Origin of the sequence: Rathayibacter sp. AY1E2 (assembly GCF_002932325.1) — a bacterium.
Lineage (GTDB): Bacteria > Actinomycetota > Actinomycetes > Actinomycetales > Microbacteriaceae > Rathayibacter.
Window position 1 is genome coordinate 236134 of the sequence record NZ_PSVO01000003.1, and the last position, 18629, is coordinate 254762.

Below are 18629 nucleotides of genomic sequence, written 5' to 3' on the forward strand. Positions count from 1 at the left end.
CCCTCACCCATGGAGCTGCCGCCAGGTGACGATCTGCTCGCCGCGGAGCTCGTAGCTCCCGAAGCAGCGGAGCCAGTGGCCCTCCCCCGTGTCCGAGCGGAGGTGCAGGGCGTGCTCAGTGAGGACGACGCTGCCGGCCACGGCGATCGTGACGAGGGCGATCCGGATCTCGGTGAACGCCCGGTGGACCTCGTCGCACATCTCGAGGACCCGCGCCCGCCCCGCGATCTCCTGCGAGCTCGACGCGCTGTAGACGACCTCCGGATGCAGGAACGGGATGAGCTGGCGGCTGTCGCGAGCGCTCCACACCTCGAGGAAGTCGCGCACGACCAGCTCGTTCTCGATCATCGCGACGCCCCGCACCGACGCGTCCTGCCAGCTCTCGGCCATGGGTCCTCCCGCCGTCCCCGCACCGACACTCGTCGATGGCGACGAGCCTGCCCGAGAGCGCCCCGGGCGCCTACGCGTCGGATGACCCGATCTCCCCGCCGGCGGGCTCACCGCGCGTGGGCCGTCGCCAGCTCGCCCCAGTGCGTCGTCGCCCGGAGCGAGAGGGCGTCGCGCTTCATCGTCCACACCGGCCCCGTGCGGATGCCTGCCAGCCCGAGGCCGACCGCGGACCGGCCGTGGCGCTTCGTCACGGCGTCGATGGTGGCGCCGAGGCCCTTCGTGTCGAAGGCGGTGTCGAAGATCTCGAGCAGCGCGTGGGAGTTCCGAGGCGACAGGTTCGTGAGGATGACGCCGGCCCGCACGTAGCGCGCGCCCTCCCGCAGCCGCGGGCGCAGGGTGCCGATCGCGGCCCTCACCATCGCCACCGGGTCGTCCGTGGGAACGGGGAAGCCGGCCAGGCCGCCGGCGGACTCGTACGGCGCGTCCGCGAACGGCGACGTCGACGCGAACACGCTCATCGTCCTGGTGACCGACTCCTGAGCGCGGAGGCGGTGGGCGGCGCGCTGCGCGTAGACGGAGAGCACCTGCTCCATGTCCGCGATCGTCGTCACGGGAGTGGCGAACGACCGGGAGAAGATCAGCTGGTCGCGGACGGTGCGAGCGGCCTCGAGGGGGATGCAGTCGACGCCGCGCAGCTCGTAGACGGAGCGCTGCAGGACGACCGAGAACTTCTTGCGGATCAGCGCGGGGTCCGCGTCGCGGAGGTCGCGGACGGTGTGGATGGACAGCTCCGCGAGGCGCTTCCCTGTGCGGCCGGCGACTCCCCACAGCTCGGTGACGTGCTGCGAGGCCATGAGCGCGTCGAGCTGCTCGGGCGTGTACCAGTCGGTGTCGCAGACGCCCCCCAGGCGCGGGTGCTTCTTCGCTCCGCCCTTGTTGACGAACTTCGCGAGAGTCTTGCTCGGCCCGAATCCGACGCAGACGGGCAGGCCGACGTTCTTCGCGACGGCCGCCCGCATCGCCCGGCCGATCTTCGCCCGCTCCGCCACGTCGCCGTCGACGCCGAGGAAGGACTCGTCGATCGAGTACACCTCCTGCCAGGCGGAGTAGCGGCCCAGCAGCTCCATCACGCGCGCGGACAGCTCGCCGTACAGCTCGTAGTTGCTCGATCGGGCGATCACCTCCGGGAGGCGACCGGAGCGGATGAGCGGCTCGATCTGGAACCAGGGCGTGCCGTTCTCGATCCCGAGCCTCTTCACCTCGTCGGAGCGGGCGACCACGCAGCCGTCGTTGTTCGAGAGGACGACGACCGGCCGGCCCGCGAGCCTCGGATCGAACAGCCGCTCGCAGGAGACGTAGAACGAGTTCACGTCGACCAGGGCGATGCGCCGCTCAGAGCGCACGGTGCAGCCGGTGGAGGCAGACGGTGACGACGCCCCACACCTGGAGGTCGCTCAGCTCGGCGACGTGGATCGGCGGGTACTCCGGGTTCTCGGCCCGCAGCACCACTCCCCCGGGGTGCAGCTCGAGGCGCTTGACGGTCAGCTCGCCGTCGAGGATCGCGATGACGACGCTCCCGTGCGTCGGCGTGATCGACCGGTCGACCACGAGTTCGTCGCCGTCGCTGATGCCCGCGCCGACCATGCTCTCGCCCGAGACGCGGACGATGAACGTCGACGTCCTGTCGCGGATCAGGTGGTCGTTGAGGTCGAGGGACCCGTCGAAGTAGTCCTGCGCCGGCGACGGGAATCCGGCCGCCACCGCCTCGCTGGTGACGAGGAACATGACGGCGACGGCGTCCGAGGCCGGGGTCGCGATGCGCTCCACGACGGTCACGCCCATGGTCGGCCCCCTCCTCGTCTCATCGAACGTGTGTTCGAACGCGTCCGAGTGTAGGTCGGGGGCACCGACATTCGGGAGGCGCTCGGCGCCGTCCTGGACCGCCGGCGCGGAGGATCACCGGCGACGCCGCTGGGAGCACGGAGGAGTGGCGCGTCGGCCGACGCGAGCCCAGCCTCCCTGGAGCCTTCTCCGGCACGATCCGACCTCATCCCCTCGGAAGGAGCCCCTCCCATGCGCGCATCCCGTCCCCTTCCCGGCGACCCCTGGCCGTCGGAGATGGTCATCACGGTCGAGGACAACCCCTCGACGCTGCTCGAGCTCCTCTGGATCCGCGAAGCGTGGGGCTTCACTCCGGCGGGCGACGGGCCGCCGCCGCTCGAGCGGTCCCCGGAACGGGTCGGGTCGGCGGAGCCCGGTGCCGACGAGCAGCGCGCCTGGCCTCAGCTGTGGCAGGACTGCGTCGAGCATCTGGCGGTCGAGACCGGCCCGCTCCTCCGACGGCTCTCCAGCACCGCCGACGGATCGCCCGAGCGCGCACGCCTCCTCGACCTCGCTCGCGGCCCCGGCTGGCGGGAGCGCTTCGGCGACGACTCCCTCGGAGCCCCATTCCGCGCCTGGCACGACGAGCTGCGGTCCGCCCGGATGGACGCGCGGGACGTCCCGCTGGACGCCGCCCCGGAGCGGCGCTGCCTCGGCTCCCTCGTCCCCGCCTGGGAGGCCGGACTGAGGACGGTGGTCACCCTCCCCTGCCGCGGCGAGTACACGCGCGCCGTCTCCGGCTCGGTGCTGCTCCTGACCGACAGCGACCACCGGGACCCGGACCGCTACGCCGCCGCGCTCCGACGGTTCGCCGACGGCTCGCCGGAGTGACGGACCCCCGCCACTCCCTCTCCGTCGCCGCTTCCGTCACCCCCGTCAGAGTCAACGGACCCCTCGTGGTTGACGAGCGCACTCCCCTGCACTTGCCTCCCATCAGGGGGCATCGCAGTCACGCGCTCTCCTACGTGCTCCATCATCGAATCCCGGGGGGACTCCACCATGACCGTCACATCACGACGATCCACCACTCATCGCCGCTGGCGTGCCGCACTCGGCGCTGGTCTGGGCGCCGCCGCACTCTTCGGCAGCCTCCTCGTCGCCGGGCCGGCGCAGGCCGCCGGGACGCAGACCCTGCTCGCCCTGGGCGACTCGATCTCGCGCGGGGCGGGAACCTGCAACGGGCCCGGTGACTGCGTCGCGAGCAACTGGTCGACCGGAACGAACCCGGCGGTCGACTCGATCGCTGCGCGTCTCGAGGCCTCGAGCTCGACCACGAGCCTGACGACGGTCAATGCGGCGAGGTCGGGCAGCTTCATCGGCGGCGTGGGCGCCAAGATCGACGAGGCCGTCGCGGCCGGCGCGGAACCGGACTACGTCACGCTCCTCATCGGCGGGAACGACCTCTGCCAGACGTACGACATGACCTCCGTCGCGGGCTTCACCTCCTCCGCGAAGGGCGTGATGTCGAAGATCGCCTCCGCCTGGCCCGACGCCACCGTGCTCGTCGGCTCGGTTCCGAACATCGCCGCGGAGTGGAGCACCGTCAAGGCGACGAAGGGCGCCGTGATCTGGCAGGCGGCGGACCTGTGCGGGAAGTTCCGCGGCGTGAGCGAGGCCGGAGTGCAGCAGACCGGTACCCAGTACACAGCCCTGCTCGCAGAAGCGGCGAGCCGCGCGACCGCCTACAACAGGGCGCTCTCCGACGCCTGCGCCGCGACGACGAACGACTGCAGATGGGATGGAGGAGCGCTCTCGCGCATGGCCGTCCCGGCGAGCGCCGTCTCGACCGTGGACTACTTCCACCCCAGCGTGTCCGGTCAGGCGACGATCGCGAAGACCACCTGGGAGGCCTGGGGCCTCTCCGGTGATTCCGGAGGCACGCCCACGCCGACCCCGACGCCCGGTGCGGACACGACCGCCCCGTCCGTCGTCATCACATCTCCCACGACAGGGACGACCGTCGGCTCGAGCGTGACCTTCGTCGCCTCCTCGACCGACGACGTCGCCACGACCCGGGTCAGCTTCTGGAGCGGCTCGACCAGGCTCGGCGACGCGACCAGGGCGTCCAACGGGACCTGGCGCCTGACCGTCTCCACCTCCGCTTACCCGTCCGGCACCTTCAGCATCACCGCCCGCGCGTTCGACGCCGCCGGCAACGAGGGCCGCAGCACCGCCATCAGCATCAGGCACTGATCCCCGCCGCTGACGCTCGGACCCGGTGACCGGGCTCGAGCGTCTTCGACACGAAGAGGCCCGTGACGACCACTGCCGTCACGGGCCTCTCCGTGTCACCCTCCAGGCGCCGCTCCTCTCGCTCGGCCGCAGAGCAGCGCCCGTCGCCGGCGGATCGTCGCGGCTTCGGCCGTACCCGCCGTCTGCACGGCTCCCGGAAGTACGGCGACGAGTCCGACGGCGACTTCCGTCGTCGTGGCGGTGGCGTTCCGTGCGCGTCGGGCTCCGACATCCGGTCGTCGTCGCGGAGATCGGTTTCCGGATCGGATGAACGCTCGCGCGCTCCGGACGGTATCCCCCTCCGAGCCGCCGATCTCCGGCGACCGCAAGTCTCGAGGAGTGCACGATGACCAGGAACATCAGAGTCGGTATCGCAGCTGTCGCCGTCGCGGGCGTGATGGCGGTGGCACCCGTGCTCGCCGGTGCGAGCAGCGTCGCTCCCGCCGCGGCGACCAGCGACTCCAGCAGCGCGTCGGACAGGAACCTGATCAACGCGGTCCGCTCCGTGGCGGCGAAGCTGCGGGTCGTCGGACTCTCCGACGGCGGCACGAAGCTCGTGCAGTTCAACCCGACCAAGCCCGGCAAGGTCACCAACCGCGTCGCCGTCACCGGCCTCACCGGCGGCGACACCGCGCTCATCGGCATCGACTACCGGGTCCAGGACGGCGCCCTCTACGGCGTCGGCGACAACGCGGCGAGCGCCGGCGTCTACTCCATCAACCCGTCCACGGGCGTGGCCACCCAGGTGACCCGTCTCACCGTGGCGCTGAGCGGCACCTCCTTCGGCGTCGACTTCAACCCCGCCGCCAACGCGCTCCGAGTGGTCAGCGACACGGGCCAGAACCTCCGTCAGCCGTTCGCCACCGCGGGCGCCGCGACGGTCGCCGACGGCACGCTCAGCTACGCCGCGCCCGCCGTGGCCACCGGTGTCGCCGGGGCCGCGTACACGAACAACGACCTCGACGCGAACAGCGCGACCACCCTGTTCGTCCTCGACACGGCCCTCGACCAGATCGCCATCCAGTCCCCGGCCAACGCCGGCACCCTGGCGCCGACCGGGAAGCTCGGCCTCGACGCAGTGGGTGCGACCGGCTTCGACATCTACTCCGTCCTCCGCAACGGCAGCTCCATCGGCTCGGTCGGCCTCGCCGCCGTCAACGGGTCGCTCTACGAGATCGGACTGCTGAACGGCACGGCGACTCCGCTCGGCGCCATCGGGGCGAACGTCACGGACATCGCCGTTCCGCTCGTCCAGCGCTGACCCGACCCCGGCGACCGCGCTCCTGCCGAGGAGCGCAGGGCCGACGGAGTCGCGGGAAGGGCCGTCCTCCGGGGCGGCCTTTTCTCGTGTCCGGGCGCTGCCGACATGGCGGGCCGGTGAGCCCGCCTTCAGGAGGCCGCGGCTCCCGGCGACCGGTCGCGATGCGGCACGGCCGCCGCGCGTTGCGCGATCGAGCGGATCAGCGCTTCGAGCAGCAGCGCCGCCCCGGCGAGCGCCACGGCGGCGGCGACCACCGACTCCGTCCAGGGCGTGGTGTCGTACGACTGGGAGCCGACGAGCGCGGGAGCGATCGCGAACGTCGCGACGAGGTAGCCGGGCAGCGTCGATCCGATCAGGAGGACGAAGGACACGGCGCGGAGGGGCGACGTCCTCGCCACGAGGACCGCGAGCGCGAGAAGAGCGGTGGGCGCGACCAGTCCCAGCAGGACCGCCGGGAGCATCGCCTGCAGGATCGTCGGTGCTCCGAGGATCCCGGACAGGACCGCGTGCAGGCCGAGGCAGCCGAACGCCGCGGCGACCACGGTCCGCATCACCGCGACCGGGCGCCGCCGTCCCGGACCGACCGCAGCGAGGACGGCGAGAGCGACGAGGAGGTGCCCGATCCCGAGCAGCTGCCCTGCCGATCCGACGTTCTCCCACGGATCGGAGGGCCACGAGTAGTCGTACCGGTGGTCCTCGATCGCCTGCTCGCCCAGGATCGGCCCGGCGACGGCCCAGCGCTGAACGGCGGCGAGCTGCTGCAGCCCGGCCGAGGCGAGCATCAGAGCGCCGGCCGCGAGGATCCGGCTCGAGCTGCGCTCTCGGGCTCCGGGACGTCCTGACTCCGCTGCTGTCATGCGGCCACGGTAGGGGCCGGGGGGTCCGGCACGGGTGGCCGGGAGGAGAACGTCTCGCCGCGATCGGTCCGCGCGAGACGCTTGCGCGCGATCCGTCGGGACCGGCCCCGGCGCCGGTGGGGGATGCTCCGCGGGGGACGAGACGAGGCCACCGCGTCCTCCGCGCACCGGCCCCTGCCCTGTTGCGGACATGTCCGCTAGAGGCTGTTGTCGGCGGTGGGACCGGGTGCCACTGTTCGGAGACGGCCGCCCACGGTCGACCCGATCGAAGGCTCCAGCATGCGCTCTCCCTCCGCCTCCCGCCCGACCGACCCGGACGCCGGCACGGCCCGCTCGACCCCTGAGCGGAGGACGAGGCCCCGGCCGGCGCTCGGCCTGCTCGCGCTGACGGCGACGGTCGCGCTCCTCCTCGGGACCACGGCTCCCCTGTCCGCGGTCGCCGCGGCTCCCGCTGCGACCGGTGTCGTCGGCTGGGGTGACGACTCCAGCGGGCAGGTCGCTGCGCCCGCTGGGCTCACCGACGCGACGGCGATCGCCGCGGGCGGCTCCCACAGCCTCGCCCTGCGCAGCGACGGCACCGTCGCCGCCTGGGGCGAGGACAGCAGCGGGCAGGCCACCGTGCCGACCGGTCTGGACGACGTCGTCGCCGTCGACGCCGGCGTGAACCACAGCCTCGCCCTGCGGAGGGACGGGACCGTCACCGCCTGGGGCGACGACGGCGACGGGCAGGCCACGGTGCCGGACGGGCTCGCCGACGTCACCGCCATCGCTGCCGGCGGCTACCACAACCTCGCCCTGCACGGCGACGGGACCGTCACCGCCTGGGGATACGACTTCTCCGGACAGGCGACCGTGCCGGACGGGCTCAGCGGAGTCGTCGCCATCGCCGCCGGCCGATTCCACGACCTCGCGCTGCACCGCGACGGCACCGTCACCGCCTGGGGAGACGACGCCTTCGGGCAGACCGACGTGCCCGCGGGACTCACCGGCGTCACCGCCGTCTCCGCCGGAGCCTCCCACAGCCTCGCGCTTCGCTCGGACGGGACCGTCGTCGCCTGGGGCAGCGACAGCGACGGCCAGTCCGATGTCCCCGACGGCCTCGCGGACGTCACCGCCGTCGCCGCCGGCGGGTACCACAGCCTCGCTGTGCGCCGCGACGGCACCGTCACCGCCTGGGGCTACGACGGCTTCGGAGAGGCCTCCGTGCCGGCGGGACTCACCGGCGCCACCGCCGTGTCCGGCGGCAGCTTCCACAGCATCGCCCTCGGCGCTCGGCCCGTCTTCACGGCCGACGCCCCTCCGGCGACGACACCTCTCGGAGCGCCCTTCTCCTACACCTTCGCCACCGGCGGCGCGTCGACGTTCGAGCTCGCGTCCGGGTCCCTCCCGGCCGGCCTGACCCTCACCTCCGCGGGCGTCATCTCCGGCACCCCGACCGTCGAGGGGGCGTCCTCCTTCACCGTGTCCGCCCGCACCACCTTCGGCACCACCACCGGCGCGCCGCACACCCTCACCGTCGGACCGGTGGCGACCGCTCCGACCCTCTCGGGGACGGCCGCGGCCGGCGTGGTCGGCTCCGCCTACGACTTCACGTACACGGCGACCGGATCCCCGGCGCCGGTCGTCACCGTCGCGTCGGGCACTCTGCCTCCCGGACTCGCCCTCGACGGCTCAGGCCGCCTCACCGGCATCCCGACCACCGCGGGGACCTACGGCTTCACCCTCCGCGCGGCGAGCCCGGCGGGCACCGTCGAGGCGGCGAGCACGCTGACCGTCTCTCCGCAGAAGGCGACCACGAGGGCCGACCTGCGCGTCGACGTCTCCGCTCCGACCACCGCGGTGAAGGGGAGGACGTTCACGTACACGCTCATCACGAAGAACGCCGGACCCTCCGCGTCGACGTCCGTCTTCTCGAAGGTGGTCCTCCCCCCGACCGTGCAGTTCGTCTCCGCCACGGGCTCGTACAGCCGCATCGGGAGCATCGTGATCTTCCCGCGCTCGAGTCTCGCGAACGGGCGGACCGTCACCGAGAGGATCACCGTCACGGCCACCGGCACCGGCACCGCGACCGCCTTCGCCGCCGCGTTCTCGGTCAGGACGCCGGACCCGTCGATCCGCAGCAACACCGACACCGCCGCGACGACCGTCCGCTGACCGCGGGCGCAGGAGGACGGCGGGCGGCCCTCCGGGATCGCCCGCCGTCTCGATCCGCGAGGTACGGATGCACCCGGAATCCCCGTTCACCGGCGCCCGACCCGCGGAGGGGCGCCCGGCTAGAGCACGTCGGCGATCGCGGCGAACGTCCTCTCCGGGTCCTCGAGCTGCATGTCGTGGTGCACGCCCGGGAGCCGGCGCACCTGCCAGCCCCGCTGCTCGAGCCGCGCGGCCAGAGCGTCAGGCAGCACCGCCGGCGACTGGTCGGAGAGCACGACCGTCGACGGGACCGCCGGCGCCTCGACCGGGACCGGGTGGAAGGCGACGTCCCGGAACACGCCGACGGCCATCCGCGCGTCGAACCGCTTCTTCGCGTCGTCGAGGAGCGCGCGGGTCGCGGGGCTGTAGGCGGCACGGACCGCTGCGCCCGCCCGCGCCCGTCCGAGCTGGGCGATGCCGAGCGACAGGAGAGGTGCCGCCCAGAACAGTCGTCCGGCGAGGCCACTCGTCGGAAGCGACAGGGCGAACCCGGGATCGAGGTGGACGGCCCGGCCGGGCGCGAGTCCGGCGACGGCACGCTGCAGCACCGCGCCGCCGAGCGAGTGGCCGAACACGCTGTGGAGCCCTGCCGGCAGCGTCTCGACCAGATCGGCGGCCATGTCGTCGATCCGGTAGGACTCCGCCCGGGTGCTCGCGCCGTGTCCGCGCAGATCGACGGCCGTGACCGTGTAGCGGCCGGTCGCGACGAGCCGCTCGACGAACGGCCCCCAGGTCGCCGCCGACGCACCGAGCCCGTGCACCAGCCCGACGTGTCGCGGTCCGGATCCGGTGGTGATCGTCTGCAGGAGCATCCCCTGATCCTGCCCGAGACGGCGGTGCCGAGTGCAGGGAGAGACGAGGCCGACCGGGACCGCGGGCCGGGCCGACGGGGACGCTCGAACGCCTCCGCTCACTCGTCGTCGTCGACGAACGGTGGGAACGGTCCGATGTCGCCGGTGCGGAGGTTCCCGTAGTAGCTCGGCACCCAGGCCTCCTCGGGGACCCGCCCGACCACCGGCGACACGATGACGACGTGATCGAGGAACTCCTGCTCCCACACGAGGCAGTCCCGGTAGATGTGCCCGCGCAGCGGCCCGTCCACATCACGGGCCGGCAGCTCCCTCGCGTGGACGGGGAGGAAGAGCGCGTTGACCGGCGTCATCGTGATCGTGTGGTCGATGTGGGGCTGCTCCGCCTCGACCTTGTCGAGCATCGCGTCGACGAGCTGCTGAACGCCGTTGCTCACCGTGTCCTCGCTTCCGCGTCCGGGGCCCTCCGCGTCCGCGAGGCCGGCTCGCGACGACCGTACCCATCCCGCGCCGCCCGGCTGAACCCGTGGCGCAAGCATCGGGGGCCGCGTCGCGAATCGCTCGGACGGCGTCGACGGGCGACCGGAGGACCGGGCCGGTCGACTGCGCACCCAGCGCCGATCCTCCTCCGGAATGCCCACCGGACAGGGGCCTCCGCAGGGGGTCCGCTCCGGTGCGGTCCGGTCCTACGCTCGCCCCATGCACCTCCGCACTGTCGCGATGAGGCCCGGCGCCGCCGCTCTCGGGCCGGTCGGCGCGCCCCCACGGACCGCGCTGGACGACGTGCTCGCCCACCTGGTCGCGGCGCTCGCGATCGGATCCGGCCTGCTGCTGGTGCCGGTGGGCGTCGGCGGAGTGCCGCTGCTCGCCACGGGATCGGCTGGAGCGAGCGTCTTCGAGGCCTGGACGCTGATCCGCACCACCGTGGCGCTGCAGGTCGGCATCGCCGTGCTCGCGATCGGGCTCGGCGCCGTGGCGCGGACGCGCGGAGCCGCAGGGACACGAGCGGAGCGCTGGTGCGTGGTGGCCGCGGTGAGCGCCGCGATCGGCGTGGTCCTGCTGGTCGTGCCGCCGGTCTGAGGAGCCTCCGGAGAGCGACGACCACCGGCCCGTCGGAATCGCCGCGCCCGGCCGTGACCGAACCGTCACCTCGCGCCGCGCGGCGTGATCGGATCGTTGCAGGATCCGGCACCGGCTGAGGTTCCGCATAGGACACACTCAGCGACAGGGGGCGAGCGCCCCCCGCTCATGGGGAAGCCGACCGCGATCAGCGGCTCGGAGAAAGCAGGAATCGTGCGTTCTGCGCGACGACGCCACGGCGTCACCGTCATCACCACTGCGGCACTGCTGGGGGCGCTCGCGTTCCCGTCCGTCGCCCTGGCCACCGAGGTCGTCCCGGACGCCGCCTCGAGCCCCGCACCGGCCGAGCCGGCTCCCACCGCGGAGCCCACCGCCACTCCGGAGCCGACCGCGACTCCGGAGCCGACTCCGACCCCGGCGCCCACTCCGGCTCCGACCATCGCGCCCGTCGAGAGCGCGCAGTCGCCCCTGGCGATCGCCCTCGACCGCACCACCTACGAAGCGGGCTCGGCGTTCTCCGCGATCCCGTCGGCGGAGGGCTGGGCCGGCGGCCTGGACGTGTCCGGGACCGGTTTCCAGCCCGGCACCGTCGCCGTCGTCGTGCTCCGCGACGGCGACTCGGAGGAGGCCGTCACCACCAGCGTGATCACCGCCTCCGGCGAGCTCCGCCTCCGGGACTGGCTCCCCACCGACGCGGACGGCGTCGCGGTGGACCCCCACCTCCCGCTCCCCGGCGAGACGATCTCCGTCATCGCGGAGGGACTCGACGCCTCGGGCGCCCGTGTCGCCTCCAATGCCGTCGAGCTGACCGTGACGCAGCCCGACACGAGCGTCGTCTTCCAGAACCGGGAGGACGGCGGGGTGCTCCCGGCCGGTGCGGACATCCAGGTCGGAGAGTTCCGGATCTACGGCGTCGTCGCCTCGTTCCGCGGATTCGACCGCGGCGAGGACGTGTCCGTCACGCTCACCGCGCCCGACGGCAGCACCTCCGCCCTCGTGCCCCCCACGCCGACCCCGCTCTCGGGCGAGGCCTTCGTCCTGCTCGACGCCGACACCATGGCGGACCAGCTGGGCACCTTCTCCGTCACCGCCACGGGAGAGACCAGCGGACGCTCCGTGACGTCGTCGCTCGAGCAGGTCCCCTCGCGCACCGCGATCCGGATCTGGCCCCAGGGGGCTCCGCCCGAGCCCGCCCCGGCGGACGGACAGCCCACCAGCGGTGGCGCTCTCCTCGGCTTCGGCGCGGACGAGACCGTGTCGATCGGCGTCTTCTCGACCTCGGGTGCGCGCCAGACGCTCACGGGCGGCGGCTCGAGCCTCGAGGTCGGCGTCGACGCGCTGGGCTGGAGCCTGATCTCCCTCGGCGAGTACCCGCTGCAGGACCCGGCGAGCGAGATCTACTGCGTCATCGCCCGCGGCACGTCGAGCGGTCTCGTGGCGAGCACCTCCTACGACTACACGCTGACGGAGGAGGACCCGATCGCCGGAGAGGCCGACTGCTCCGCCGCGGTCGCCGCCGTCACGGCGCACCCTGCCGGCGCCGGGCCCGCAGTGCACCCGGCCGGCTCCGGACCCGCGGCGCAGACGGGCGGCCACCGCCCCGTCCTCGCCTCGACCGGCGTCTCGACGACCGCGCCGCTCGCCCTGGCCGCCTTCGGCATCCTCGGTGGCCTCGCCCTGACGGTGCGCCGCCGCCGCGCGTAGACGGCCGCGCACCGCGCACGACGAAGGCGCCCGGGCACACCGCCCGGGCGCCTTCGTCGTCGCGAGACCCGTCGGGTCAGTCGGACGGCACCGCGCAGGTCTCCTCCGCCGCGGTCTGACCCGGAGCGTCGACGGCGACGGGAGCGGGATCCGTCGGAGCCGCGCCGCCGTCCGCGGGCGCCTCCGCCGCGGGCGCCTCCTCCGCCGGAGCGTCGGATGCGAGGGTCACCGGCTGGTCGGTGAGGACGCGGCTCATGAGCTCGGCGCCGACCTCGGCGTTGGGCACGACCTTGCCCGGGTAGTCCGGGTCGTCGAGCGCCGGGTACTGCACGAACACCATCTTCGAGAGGTCGACGTCCTTCAGCGCGAGGGCGAGCGAGATCATCGTCGCCGGGCTCGTGAGCGACGTCGACAGGTGCACGTTCGACGAGGTCGCCTGCGCGAGTCCGTAGAGGGCGGGGATGTTCGAGAGGGTGTCGGCCGAGCGGACGGTGCGCATCAGGGAGGCCAGGTACTGCTGCTGCGACGAGATGCGGCTGAGGTCGCTCTGGTCGCCGACGCCGTGGCGGCTGCGGAGGAACGAGAGGGCCATCGACCCGGAGACGGTGGAGGTGCCGGCGGGCAGGTCCAGGCCCGAGTCGGTGTCGAGGATCGGACCGGTGAGGCAGATCGGGACCCCGCCGACGGCGTTGCTCATCTCGATGACGCCGTTGAAGGACACCCAGCCGGCGTAGGGCACCGTCAGGCCGGTGAACTGCTGCAGGGTGTCGTTGACGCAGGCGAGCCCGCCGTACTGGAACGCCGAGTTGAGCGGGACGCCGGCGGCCGCCTCGGTGACGACGCCCGTCTCGGGGTCGGTGCAGGCGGGACGGTCCAGGATCAGGTCGCGCGGGAAGCTGATCACCGTCGCGCTGCGGTGGTCGGCCGAGACGTGGAGCAGGATGTTGACGTCGTTGAGCGTGTCGTCGCGGACGCCGAAGGAGTCGCCCTGCGTGGCGTCGTTGTCGGTGCCGACCACCAGGACGTCGAAGCCGCCCTCGACCGCGCCCATCTGCACGTTCCCGGCGGTGGGAGGAGCGATGCCCAGGTCGACCGCGTTGTCGGCGACGTTCCGGCTGATGCTCACCGTCGCGATCGCCACGAGCGAGGTGGCGCTGACGGCGAGGACGCCGACCACCGCCGCGATCCCGACCACCACTGACCGCGCCCCGGACCGCCGCCGGAGCCGCCCGTGCCGCACCGCGCGCTCGTGAACCCTCATGCGCTCCCACCCCTCGCCCCGCCCGCCCGTTCGCGGACGCAGTCGCTCGCCAGTGTAGGCAGGCCCCCTCCGATGCGGCGCGGAACGGCCCTGCTACCGTCGTGCGCGCATCGAGGAGCGGAGGAGGAGCCGTGGAACGCCGAGTCGTCGATCCCGTCACGCAGATCGAGTGGATCGTCCCGCCGTTCGCGACGGAGGAGGACACCCTCGCCCGCGCGCGGGCCGATCGGGAGGGGCGGCTCGCCGACCTCCGCCTGTACCCGGACCACTGCGCGGAGTATCCGCTCTGGGCGGTCGACGGCCCGATCGACGATCCGGGTGCGATCGGCGTCCCGGAGGCCCTGCACGGACCGCTGCTCCGCTGGCAGGAGCTCTGGGCGTCCGGATGCGACGTGTTCGAGGGCTGGAGGAGCGCCGAGGCGGAGGAGCGCTGGCTCGCCCTCGGCCGGGAGCTGCACACCGAGCTCGAGGCCGCCCTCTGGCTGACGACCCGGGTGCTCGCCTGCTTCTGAGGACTGCTGCTCGGACATCCGCGGGAAAGCCGGCGCAACCCGTCCCCGGACCGGCCCCCGCGTGCCTACCCTGGACGGTGCGCTCTCCTCGTCTTCTGCAGCAGGTCGTCGGCAAGCTCGGCGGGCAGCGGCCCGCGGCCCCGGTGAGCCGTCGAGCCCAGCGCGCGCTCCTCGCCGAGCAGACGGTCCGCGGAGTGCTCGAGCTGGCCGTGCGGCTGGGCGAGACGCTGCTCTCGCTGGGGTCCGCGGCCGCCGAGGTGACCGAGACGATCCAGCGGGTGTGCCGCGCCTACGGCATCGAGTGCCAGGTCGACCTCACCTTCACGTCGATCCTGGTCGTGCACGACGGAGGCGACGACTCCCCCAGCGTGAGCGTGCTGCGCGTCGTCCCCTCCCGCAGCGCCGACTACGAGCGGCTCGCCCGCGTGACGGCGCTCGTCACCGCCATCACCGAGGGCTCGCCGGAGGTGCGGGTCGCCGACGCCGTCGATTCCGCCGAGGCCCGCGAGGAGGCCCGGCACCAGTTCGAGGCCGCGCACGACCGGCTCGACGCGATCCTCGTCCAGCCGCACCGCTACCGCCGCGGAGTCGTCACCCTCACGCTCGCGCTGATGGCCGCGGGCGTCGCGCTCCTGCTCGGGGGCGGCCCGCTCGTCGTGCTCCTCGCCGCCGCGACGGCCGCCGCGATCGACCTGGTCAACCAGCTGCTCGCCCGCTGGGGCCTGCCCGCCTTCTTCCAGCAGATCGCCGGTGCCGCGGTGGCGACCGGAGTGGCGGTGGTGCTGCTCGCGGTCGTGCCGCGGCTGCCCGTGGAGCTGGCGGTGCTGCCGCCCGCGCTCGTCGTCGCGTCGGGGGTGGTCGTGCTCCTCGCCGGGCTCTCGTTCGTGGGAGCGGCGGACGACGCGATCAACGGGTTCCCGATCACCGCGGGCGGCCGACTGCTCGAGGTCGGGCTGCTGACGCTGGGCATCGTCGTCGGGATCGCCGTGGTGCTCGACGGCGCGCGCTCGCTCGGGGTCGAGCTGGTGCTGGTCGACTCCTACGCCCGCCCCTGGCCTGCCGCTGTGCAGGTGCTCGGTGCCGGGGTCGCGGCCGGCGCCTGGGCGCTCTCGTCGCACACCCCGCCGCGGCCCGCGCTCATCGCCGCCCTCACCGGAGCCGGCGCGTTCCTCGTCTCCGACTCCCTGACCACCTCGGGCTTCGCGCCGCTCATGGCCAACGCCCTCCCGGCGCTGGCGATCGGCCTGCTCGGCGAGATGCTGGCCGAGCGGATGCGGGTGCCCGCCGTGGTGACGACCGCGTGCGCGATCGTCCCCCTCCTGCCCGGCCTCACCCTCTACCGCGGCGTCCTCGGCCTCACCTCGAACGCCGGCCCGAGCGCCGGGATCGAGCTCCTGCTCCAGGCGGGCATGATCGCGCTGGGCCTCGCCGGCGGAGTCACGCTCGGCCGGATCGCCTACCGCCGCCTGCGCACCCCGATCGTGCGCGCGGTGGCGCCGGTCCGCGCCCGGACCCGCCGGGACCGCGGGATCGAGCAGGCCCTCGCCGCCGACGTCCTCTACCCCGACGGCGCCGAGGCCGGGCAGGCGGACACCGCACAGGACGCCACGGCGTCGGGCAGCGGATCCGGCCTCACGGCGTCCGACCCGTCGGCGCCGGCCGCGGTCGACCCCGCACCGCTGTCCGACGAGTCGGCGCCGGCCGCCGAGGAGCCGTTCACCCGCACCGGGATCGTCCCGATCGTCAGCACGATCGGCGTGACGGAGCCGGTGCCGATCGTCACCGGGGAGGATCCGGCCGACCGGGGCTGACGACAGGGCCTGCTCCCGCGGCCGACTCCTCGCCGCAGAGGGAGGCGCCCCGCCGGTCAGCCCGCGCCACCCCGCACGACCGCGGTCCGGCGGGTGTCGATCACGATCACCGAGCCGAGCACGATCAGGGCGAGCGACACCGAGGCGAGCGTGTCGGTCAGCCAGTGGTAGCCGAGGTAGAGCCGGGCGACGATCTGGCCCGCGATCATCCCGAGCGAGAGCGCGAAGCCCCCGATCATCCAGCTCCGGGAGGAGCGGCGGGAGGCGAGGAGGAACGTGGTGATCAGGAAGAAGTCGCTCACGCCGGTGACGTGGCCGGAGGGGAACGAGAAGGTCCCGTCGGGCCCGAGCAGCATGTACTCGACCGGCGGGCGCATCCGCATCACGAGGTGAGCGGCCAGCTGCACGCTGAGCATCCCGACGAGCATGCCGCCGGCCAGGAGGATCGGCCGCCAGAGGTGCCGCGCGAGGACGAACCAGAGCACGAGCACCGCCAGGATGATGACCGGCAGGTAGACCGGCCCGAAGACGGTGGCGAGCGCGTCCATCACGACCGTGCCCTCGGCGGAGCGCTTCTCGCGGAACCACTCGGCGACGACCGGATCGAGGACGGTGAGGCCGGTGCCGCTCGCGACCTGCGCGGTGAAGGCCGCGAAGAGGACGACGCCGACACCGATGAGGCCGAAGCCGGCCCGGTCGAGGCCGCGGCGCGCCTCCGGGGCCATCATGCGCTCCTCCACGAGGAACCGCTGGTGGAAGCGGGCGCGGCGCGAGAGGGCGGGGGTGGTCATCCGCTCACCCTAGGGCTGCGGAGGCGCCGCCGACCGGGCCGTTCGCTCAGCGTCCTGCCGCGTAGTGCGTCTGGATCTGCTCCGGCGTGAGGACCGTCGAGTACACCGCGGCGTAGCGCAGGCTCCCGCCGAAGTACGAGGAGCCGACGTTCGGCCACTGGCCGCCCAGGCTGTCGTATCCGATCTTCCAGGTGCCCGTCGTGTTCTCGGCCGTGCGGTACGTGCTGTTCGAGGCGACCTTCACGCCGTCGACCCAGAGCGCGATGCCCGCCGTCGGCGAGAGCGTGGAGACGACGTGGTGCCAGAGCCCGTCGTTGACGGCTCGGGTGCTCGTGATGGTCTGCGCGGCGCCGTTGTAGACGCCGAAGACGAGCTTGCCGTCGGCACCGATGTAGGTGTGGCGGTCGTACTGGCCGCCGGGAGCGGTGGCGCCCGCGCTGAAGCTGAAGAGCTTGCCGCCGGCGTTCGTGGTCTTGAACCAGATCTCGGTGCTGAAGGTGCCGGGGTTCCTGATCTCCAGCGGCGTGCTCAGGTACTGGTTGGTGCCGTTCGGCGTCCACGAGCCGCCCGCGTCGCGCGGGCAGGCCTTGGGCGTCGCGGCGGAGCTGACCATCGCGGTCGGGAAGAGGCTGGTGGAGCGGTAGGTGCCCGGGTACTGGCCGGAGTCCGTGTCGGGCGCGGTCGTCGATCCGCTCGGCTGCGCGAGCGTGTAGGAGAAGAGCGCGGCCCCGCGGTCGGCGGCGAGGGCGCCGTCGCAGGTGAAGAACGCGGCGGCGCTGCCGACCGTGTTGGTCGAGTTCAGGATCGAGGCGGTGTATGCGCCGGAGGTGGCCGGGGCGGTGAGCAGCACGGCGGCCAGGGCGGCGGCGACGAGGGCGGCGACGACAGACCTCGGGCGGGCGAGGAGGGTGCGCAGCCGCGCGGCCGGTGAGGCGGCGGAGAGGCGGTGCCGGCTCATGCCGTCTCCTCCTCGCGGGCGGCGCGGCGGCCGCGCTCGGCGGTCCGCTCCGGCTCGCCGGGGAGGCCGACGAAGACCGTGTAGAGCACCGGGATCGCGCAGAGCAGGACGAAGAGGACCCAGCCCCAGAACGGCAGGTGCAGAGCGGAGGAGAGGGCGTAGGCGTCTCCGTCATGCGCCGGGATCTGCAGGCGGCCGACCTGTCCGGAGACCAGGTCGACGGGGTCGGCGCCCTCGGCGCTCACGCGGATGGGGAGGACGCCCGTCGAGACGAGCGTGGCGTTCGTCGTGCCGCTGTCGACCGTGGCCTCGAGGACGACGATGCCGACGAGCGGGCGGAGCACGAAGACGGTGACGGACGCGACGAGCGAGAGGCCGAGGATCCGCATCGACGCCCGCTGGGTGGGCGAGGCGATGAAGCGGGTGAGCAGCTGCACGAGGACGGCGCCGATGATCAGCAGCGGCAGGCCGCGCACGAGCCAGCCGAGCACCGGCAGCGCCGTGGTGACGACTCCGATGAGCTGGTCCTGGCCGGTGGCCCACGGATCGACGGCGCCGTTGATGTCGCCCTGGGTGCGGAGAGTGCCGTCGTCGGCGATCTCGACGACCCGGTGGGTGTAGGTCTCGTCGGGCGTGGTGGTGGGGTGGAAGCTGACCGCGTCGCCGACCCGGACGTCCTCGAGGGCCGTCGGCTCGGTGAGGACGAGGGTGCCGACCGGGGCGGCCGTGCCCATGGAGGGCGTCTGCACGATGAACCAGCGTCCGCCGGACGCGTGGAACAGGAGCGCCGCCGCGACCAGGACGGCCAGCAGAGCGGTCGTCGTCCCGATCAGGGCGGTGCGGAGGAGGGACCGGCGGACGCTGGTTCATCGTGCAGACGCCCTCCATG

General features: G+C 73.4%; 18 protein-coding genes. 8 read left to right on the forward strand and 10 right to left on the reverse strand.

Annotation, left to right across the window (positions count from 1 at the left end; translation table 11 throughout):
* Positions 1 to 3 precede the first annotated feature (3 nt).
* From C5C49_RS04655 to C5C49_RS04665, 3 genes are all read right to left on the reverse strand, one after another.
* Positions 4 to 390, reverse strand: a complete 387-nt coding sequence (locus tag C5C49_RS04655) for a nuclear transport factor 2 family protein (RefSeq protein ID WP_104247117.1) — start codon at positions 388 to 390, stop codon at positions 4 to 6.
* Positions 391 to 497: 107 nt separating this feature from the next.
* Positions 498 to 1793, reverse strand: coding sequence for a Y-family DNA polymerase (locus C5C49_RS04660; RefSeq protein WP_104283993.1), 1296 nt, complete (start codon positions 1791 to 1793; stop codon positions 498 to 500).
* Entirely contained in the window at positions 1783 to 2175 is a 393-nt protein-coding gene (locus C5C49_RS04665; protein ID WP_244230689.1) for a LexA family transcriptional regulator, read from the reverse strand. Before C5C49_RS04665 ends, C5C49_RS04660 begins: the two co-directional genes overlap by 11 nt.
* A gap of 288 nt (positions 2176 to 2463) precedes the next feature.
* Here C5C49_RS04665 and C5C49_RS04670 point away from each other — a divergent pair, with 288 nt between their 5' ends.
* The 3 genes from C5C49_RS04670 (at position 2464) to C5C49_RS04680 (ending at position 5764) form a co-directional block, all read left to right on the forward strand.
* Positions 2464 to 3102: a hypothetical protein gene (locus tag C5C49_RS04670; RefSeq protein ID WP_104345547.1), complete on the forward strand. Its 639-nt coding sequence runs from the start codon at positions 2464 to 2466 to the stop codon at positions 3100 to 3102.
* A gap of 168 nt (positions 3103 to 3270) precedes the next feature.
* Positions 3271 to 4464: an SGNH/GDSL hydrolase family protein gene (locus C5C49_RS04675; RefSeq protein WP_104328167.1), complete on the forward strand. Its 1194-nt coding sequence runs from the start codon at positions 3271 to 3273 to the stop codon at positions 4462 to 4464.
* 385 nt (positions 4465 to 4849) lie between these two features.
* A complete protein-coding gene (locus tag C5C49_RS04680; RefSeq protein ID WP_208543349.1) occupies positions 4850 to 5764 on the forward strand; it encodes a DUF4394 domain-containing protein in 915 nt (304 codons plus the stop codon).
* Between the two features lie 128 nt (positions 5765 to 5892).
* On the opposite strand, the gene C5C49_RS04685 is transcribed toward C5C49_RS04680, so the two are convergent.
* Positions 5893 to 6621: a hypothetical protein gene (locus C5C49_RS04685; protein ID WP_146082072.1), complete on the reverse strand. Its 729-nt coding sequence runs from the start codon at positions 6619 to 6621 to the stop codon at positions 5893 to 5895.
* Between the two features lie 279 nt (positions 6622 to 6900).
* Here C5C49_RS04685 and C5C49_RS16875 point away from each other — a divergent pair, with 279 nt between their 5' ends.
* On the forward strand, positions 6901 to 8775 hold the full coding sequence (locus C5C49_RS16875) for a DUF11 domain-containing protein (RefSeq protein ID WP_181135707.1): 1875 nt from the start codon (positions 6901 to 6903) through the stop codon (positions 8773 to 8775).
* Between the two features lie 119 nt (positions 8776 to 8894).
* On the opposite strand, the gene C5C49_RS04695 is transcribed toward C5C49_RS16875, so the two are convergent.
* Positions 8895 to 9626: an alpha/beta fold hydrolase gene (locus C5C49_RS04695; protein ID WP_104345548.1), complete on the reverse strand. Its 732-nt coding sequence runs from the start codon at positions 9624 to 9626 to the stop codon at positions 8895 to 8897.
* Between the two features lie 98 nt (positions 9627 to 9724).
* Entirely contained in the window at positions 9725 to 10060 is a 336-nt protein-coding gene (locus C5C49_RS04700; protein ID WP_104255926.1) for a hypothetical protein, read from the reverse strand.
* Positions 10061 to 10322: 262 nt separating this feature from the next.
* On the opposite strand from C5C49_RS04700, the gene C5C49_RS04705 reads away from it, so the two are divergent.
* On the forward strand, positions 10323 to 10703 hold the full coding sequence (locus C5C49_RS04705) for a hypothetical protein (RefSeq protein ID WP_146084847.1): 381 nt from the start codon (positions 10323 to 10325) through the stop codon (positions 10701 to 10703).
* A gap of 213 nt (positions 10704 to 10916) precedes the next feature.
* On the forward strand, positions 10917 to 12407 hold the full coding sequence (locus C5C49_RS04710) for a hypothetical protein (protein WP_146084848.1): 1491 nt from the start codon (positions 10917 to 10919) through the stop codon (positions 12405 to 12407).
* 76 nt (positions 12408 to 12483) lie between these two features.
* Here C5C49_RS04710 and C5C49_RS04715 read toward each other — a convergent pair whose 3' ends face one another.
* Complete coding sequence (locus C5C49_RS04715; RefSeq protein ID WP_181135708.1) at positions 12484 to 13605, reverse strand: LCP family protein; 1122 nt, start codon at positions 13603 to 13605, stop codon at positions 12484 to 12486.
* Positions 13606 to 13799: 194 nt separating this feature from the next.
* Here C5C49_RS04715 and C5C49_RS16880 point away from each other — a divergent pair, with 194 nt between their 5' ends.
* A complete protein-coding gene (locus C5C49_RS16880) occupies positions 13800 to 14180 on the forward strand; it encodes a hypothetical protein (protein WP_104324363.1) in 381 nt (126 codons plus the stop codon).
* 77 nt (positions 14181 to 14257) lie between these two features.
* A complete protein-coding gene (locus tag C5C49_RS04725) occupies positions 14258 to 15991 on the forward strand; it encodes a threonine/serine exporter ThrE family protein (protein WP_181135709.1) in 1734 nt (577 codons plus the stop codon).
* A 56-nt stretch (positions 15992 to 16047) separates the two neighbouring features.
* Here the strand turns inward: C5C49_RS04725 and C5C49_RS04730 are convergent, their stop codons facing one another.
* From C5C49_RS04730 to C5C49_RS04740, 3 genes are read right to left on the reverse strand one after another with little or no spacing between them, the layout of a single operon-like run.
* Positions 16048 to 16782: a phosphatase PAP2 family protein gene (locus C5C49_RS04730; protein WP_104345554.1), complete on the reverse strand. Its 735-nt coding sequence runs from the start codon at positions 16780 to 16782 to the stop codon at positions 16048 to 16050.
* Between the two features lie 46 nt (positions 16783 to 16828).
* Positions 16829 to 17740 (reverse strand): LamG domain-containing protein, encoded by a 912-nt coding sequence (locus tag C5C49_RS04735; RefSeq protein ID WP_104345555.1) that lies wholly within the window; start codon positions 17738 to 17740, stop codon positions 16829 to 16831.
* Positions 17737 to 18489 (reverse strand): S26 family signal peptidase, encoded by a 753-nt coding sequence (locus tag C5C49_RS04740; RefSeq protein ID WP_146083081.1) that lies wholly within the window; start codon positions 18487 to 18489, stop codon positions 17737 to 17739. The genes C5C49_RS04735 and C5C49_RS04740 overlap by 4 nt, the downstream gene beginning before the upstream one ends.
* Between the last annotated feature and the right edge of the window lie 140 nt (positions 18490 to 18629).

Bases quoted from the DNA above. Each gene is read 5' to 3' on its own strand.
- C5C49_RS04680 (WP_208543349.1), top strand. From the start codon at position 4,850: ATGACCAGGAACATCAGAGTCGGTATCGCAGCTGTCGCCGTCGCGGGC.
- C5C49_RS04670 (WP_104345547.1), top strand. From the start codon at position 2,464: ATGCGCGCATCCCGTCCCCTTCCCGGCGACCCCTGGCCGTCGGAGATG.
- C5C49_RS04675 (WP_104328167.1), top strand. From the start codon at position 3,271: ATGACCGTCACATCACGACGATCCACCACTCATCGCCGCTGGCGTGCC.
- C5C49_RS16875 (WP_181135707.1), top strand. From the start codon at position 6,901: ATGCGCTCTCCCTCCGCCTCCCGCCCGACCGACCCGGACGCCGGCACG.
- C5C49_RS04735 (WP_104345555.1), bottom strand. From the start codon at position 17,740: ATGAGCCGGCACCGCCTCTCCGCCGCCTCACCGGCCGCGCGGCTGCGC.
- C5C49_RS04685 (WP_146082072.1), bottom strand. From the start codon at position 6,621: ATGACAGCAGCGGAGTCAGGACGTCCCGGAGCCCGAGAGCGCAGCTCG.
- C5C49_RS04695 (WP_104345548.1), bottom strand. From the start codon at position 9,626: ATGCTCCTGCAGACGATCACCACCGGATCCGGACCGCGACACGTCGGG.
- C5C49_RS04730 (WP_104345554.1), bottom strand. From the start codon at position 16,782: ATGACCACCCCCGCCCTCTCGCGCCGCGCCCGCTTCCACCAGCGGTTC.
- C5C49_RS04705 (WP_146084847.1), top strand. From the start codon at position 10,323: ATGCACCTCCGCACTGTCGCGATGAGGCCCGGCGCCGCCGCTCTCGGG.
- C5C49_RS04655 (WP_104247117.1), bottom strand. From the start codon at position 390: ATGGCCGAGAGCTGGCAGGACGCGTCGGTGCGGGGCGTCGCGATGATC.
- C5C49_RS04665 (WP_244230689.1), bottom strand. From the start codon at position 2,175: ATGTTCCTCGTCACCAGCGAGGCGGTGGCGGCCGGATTCCCGTCGCCG.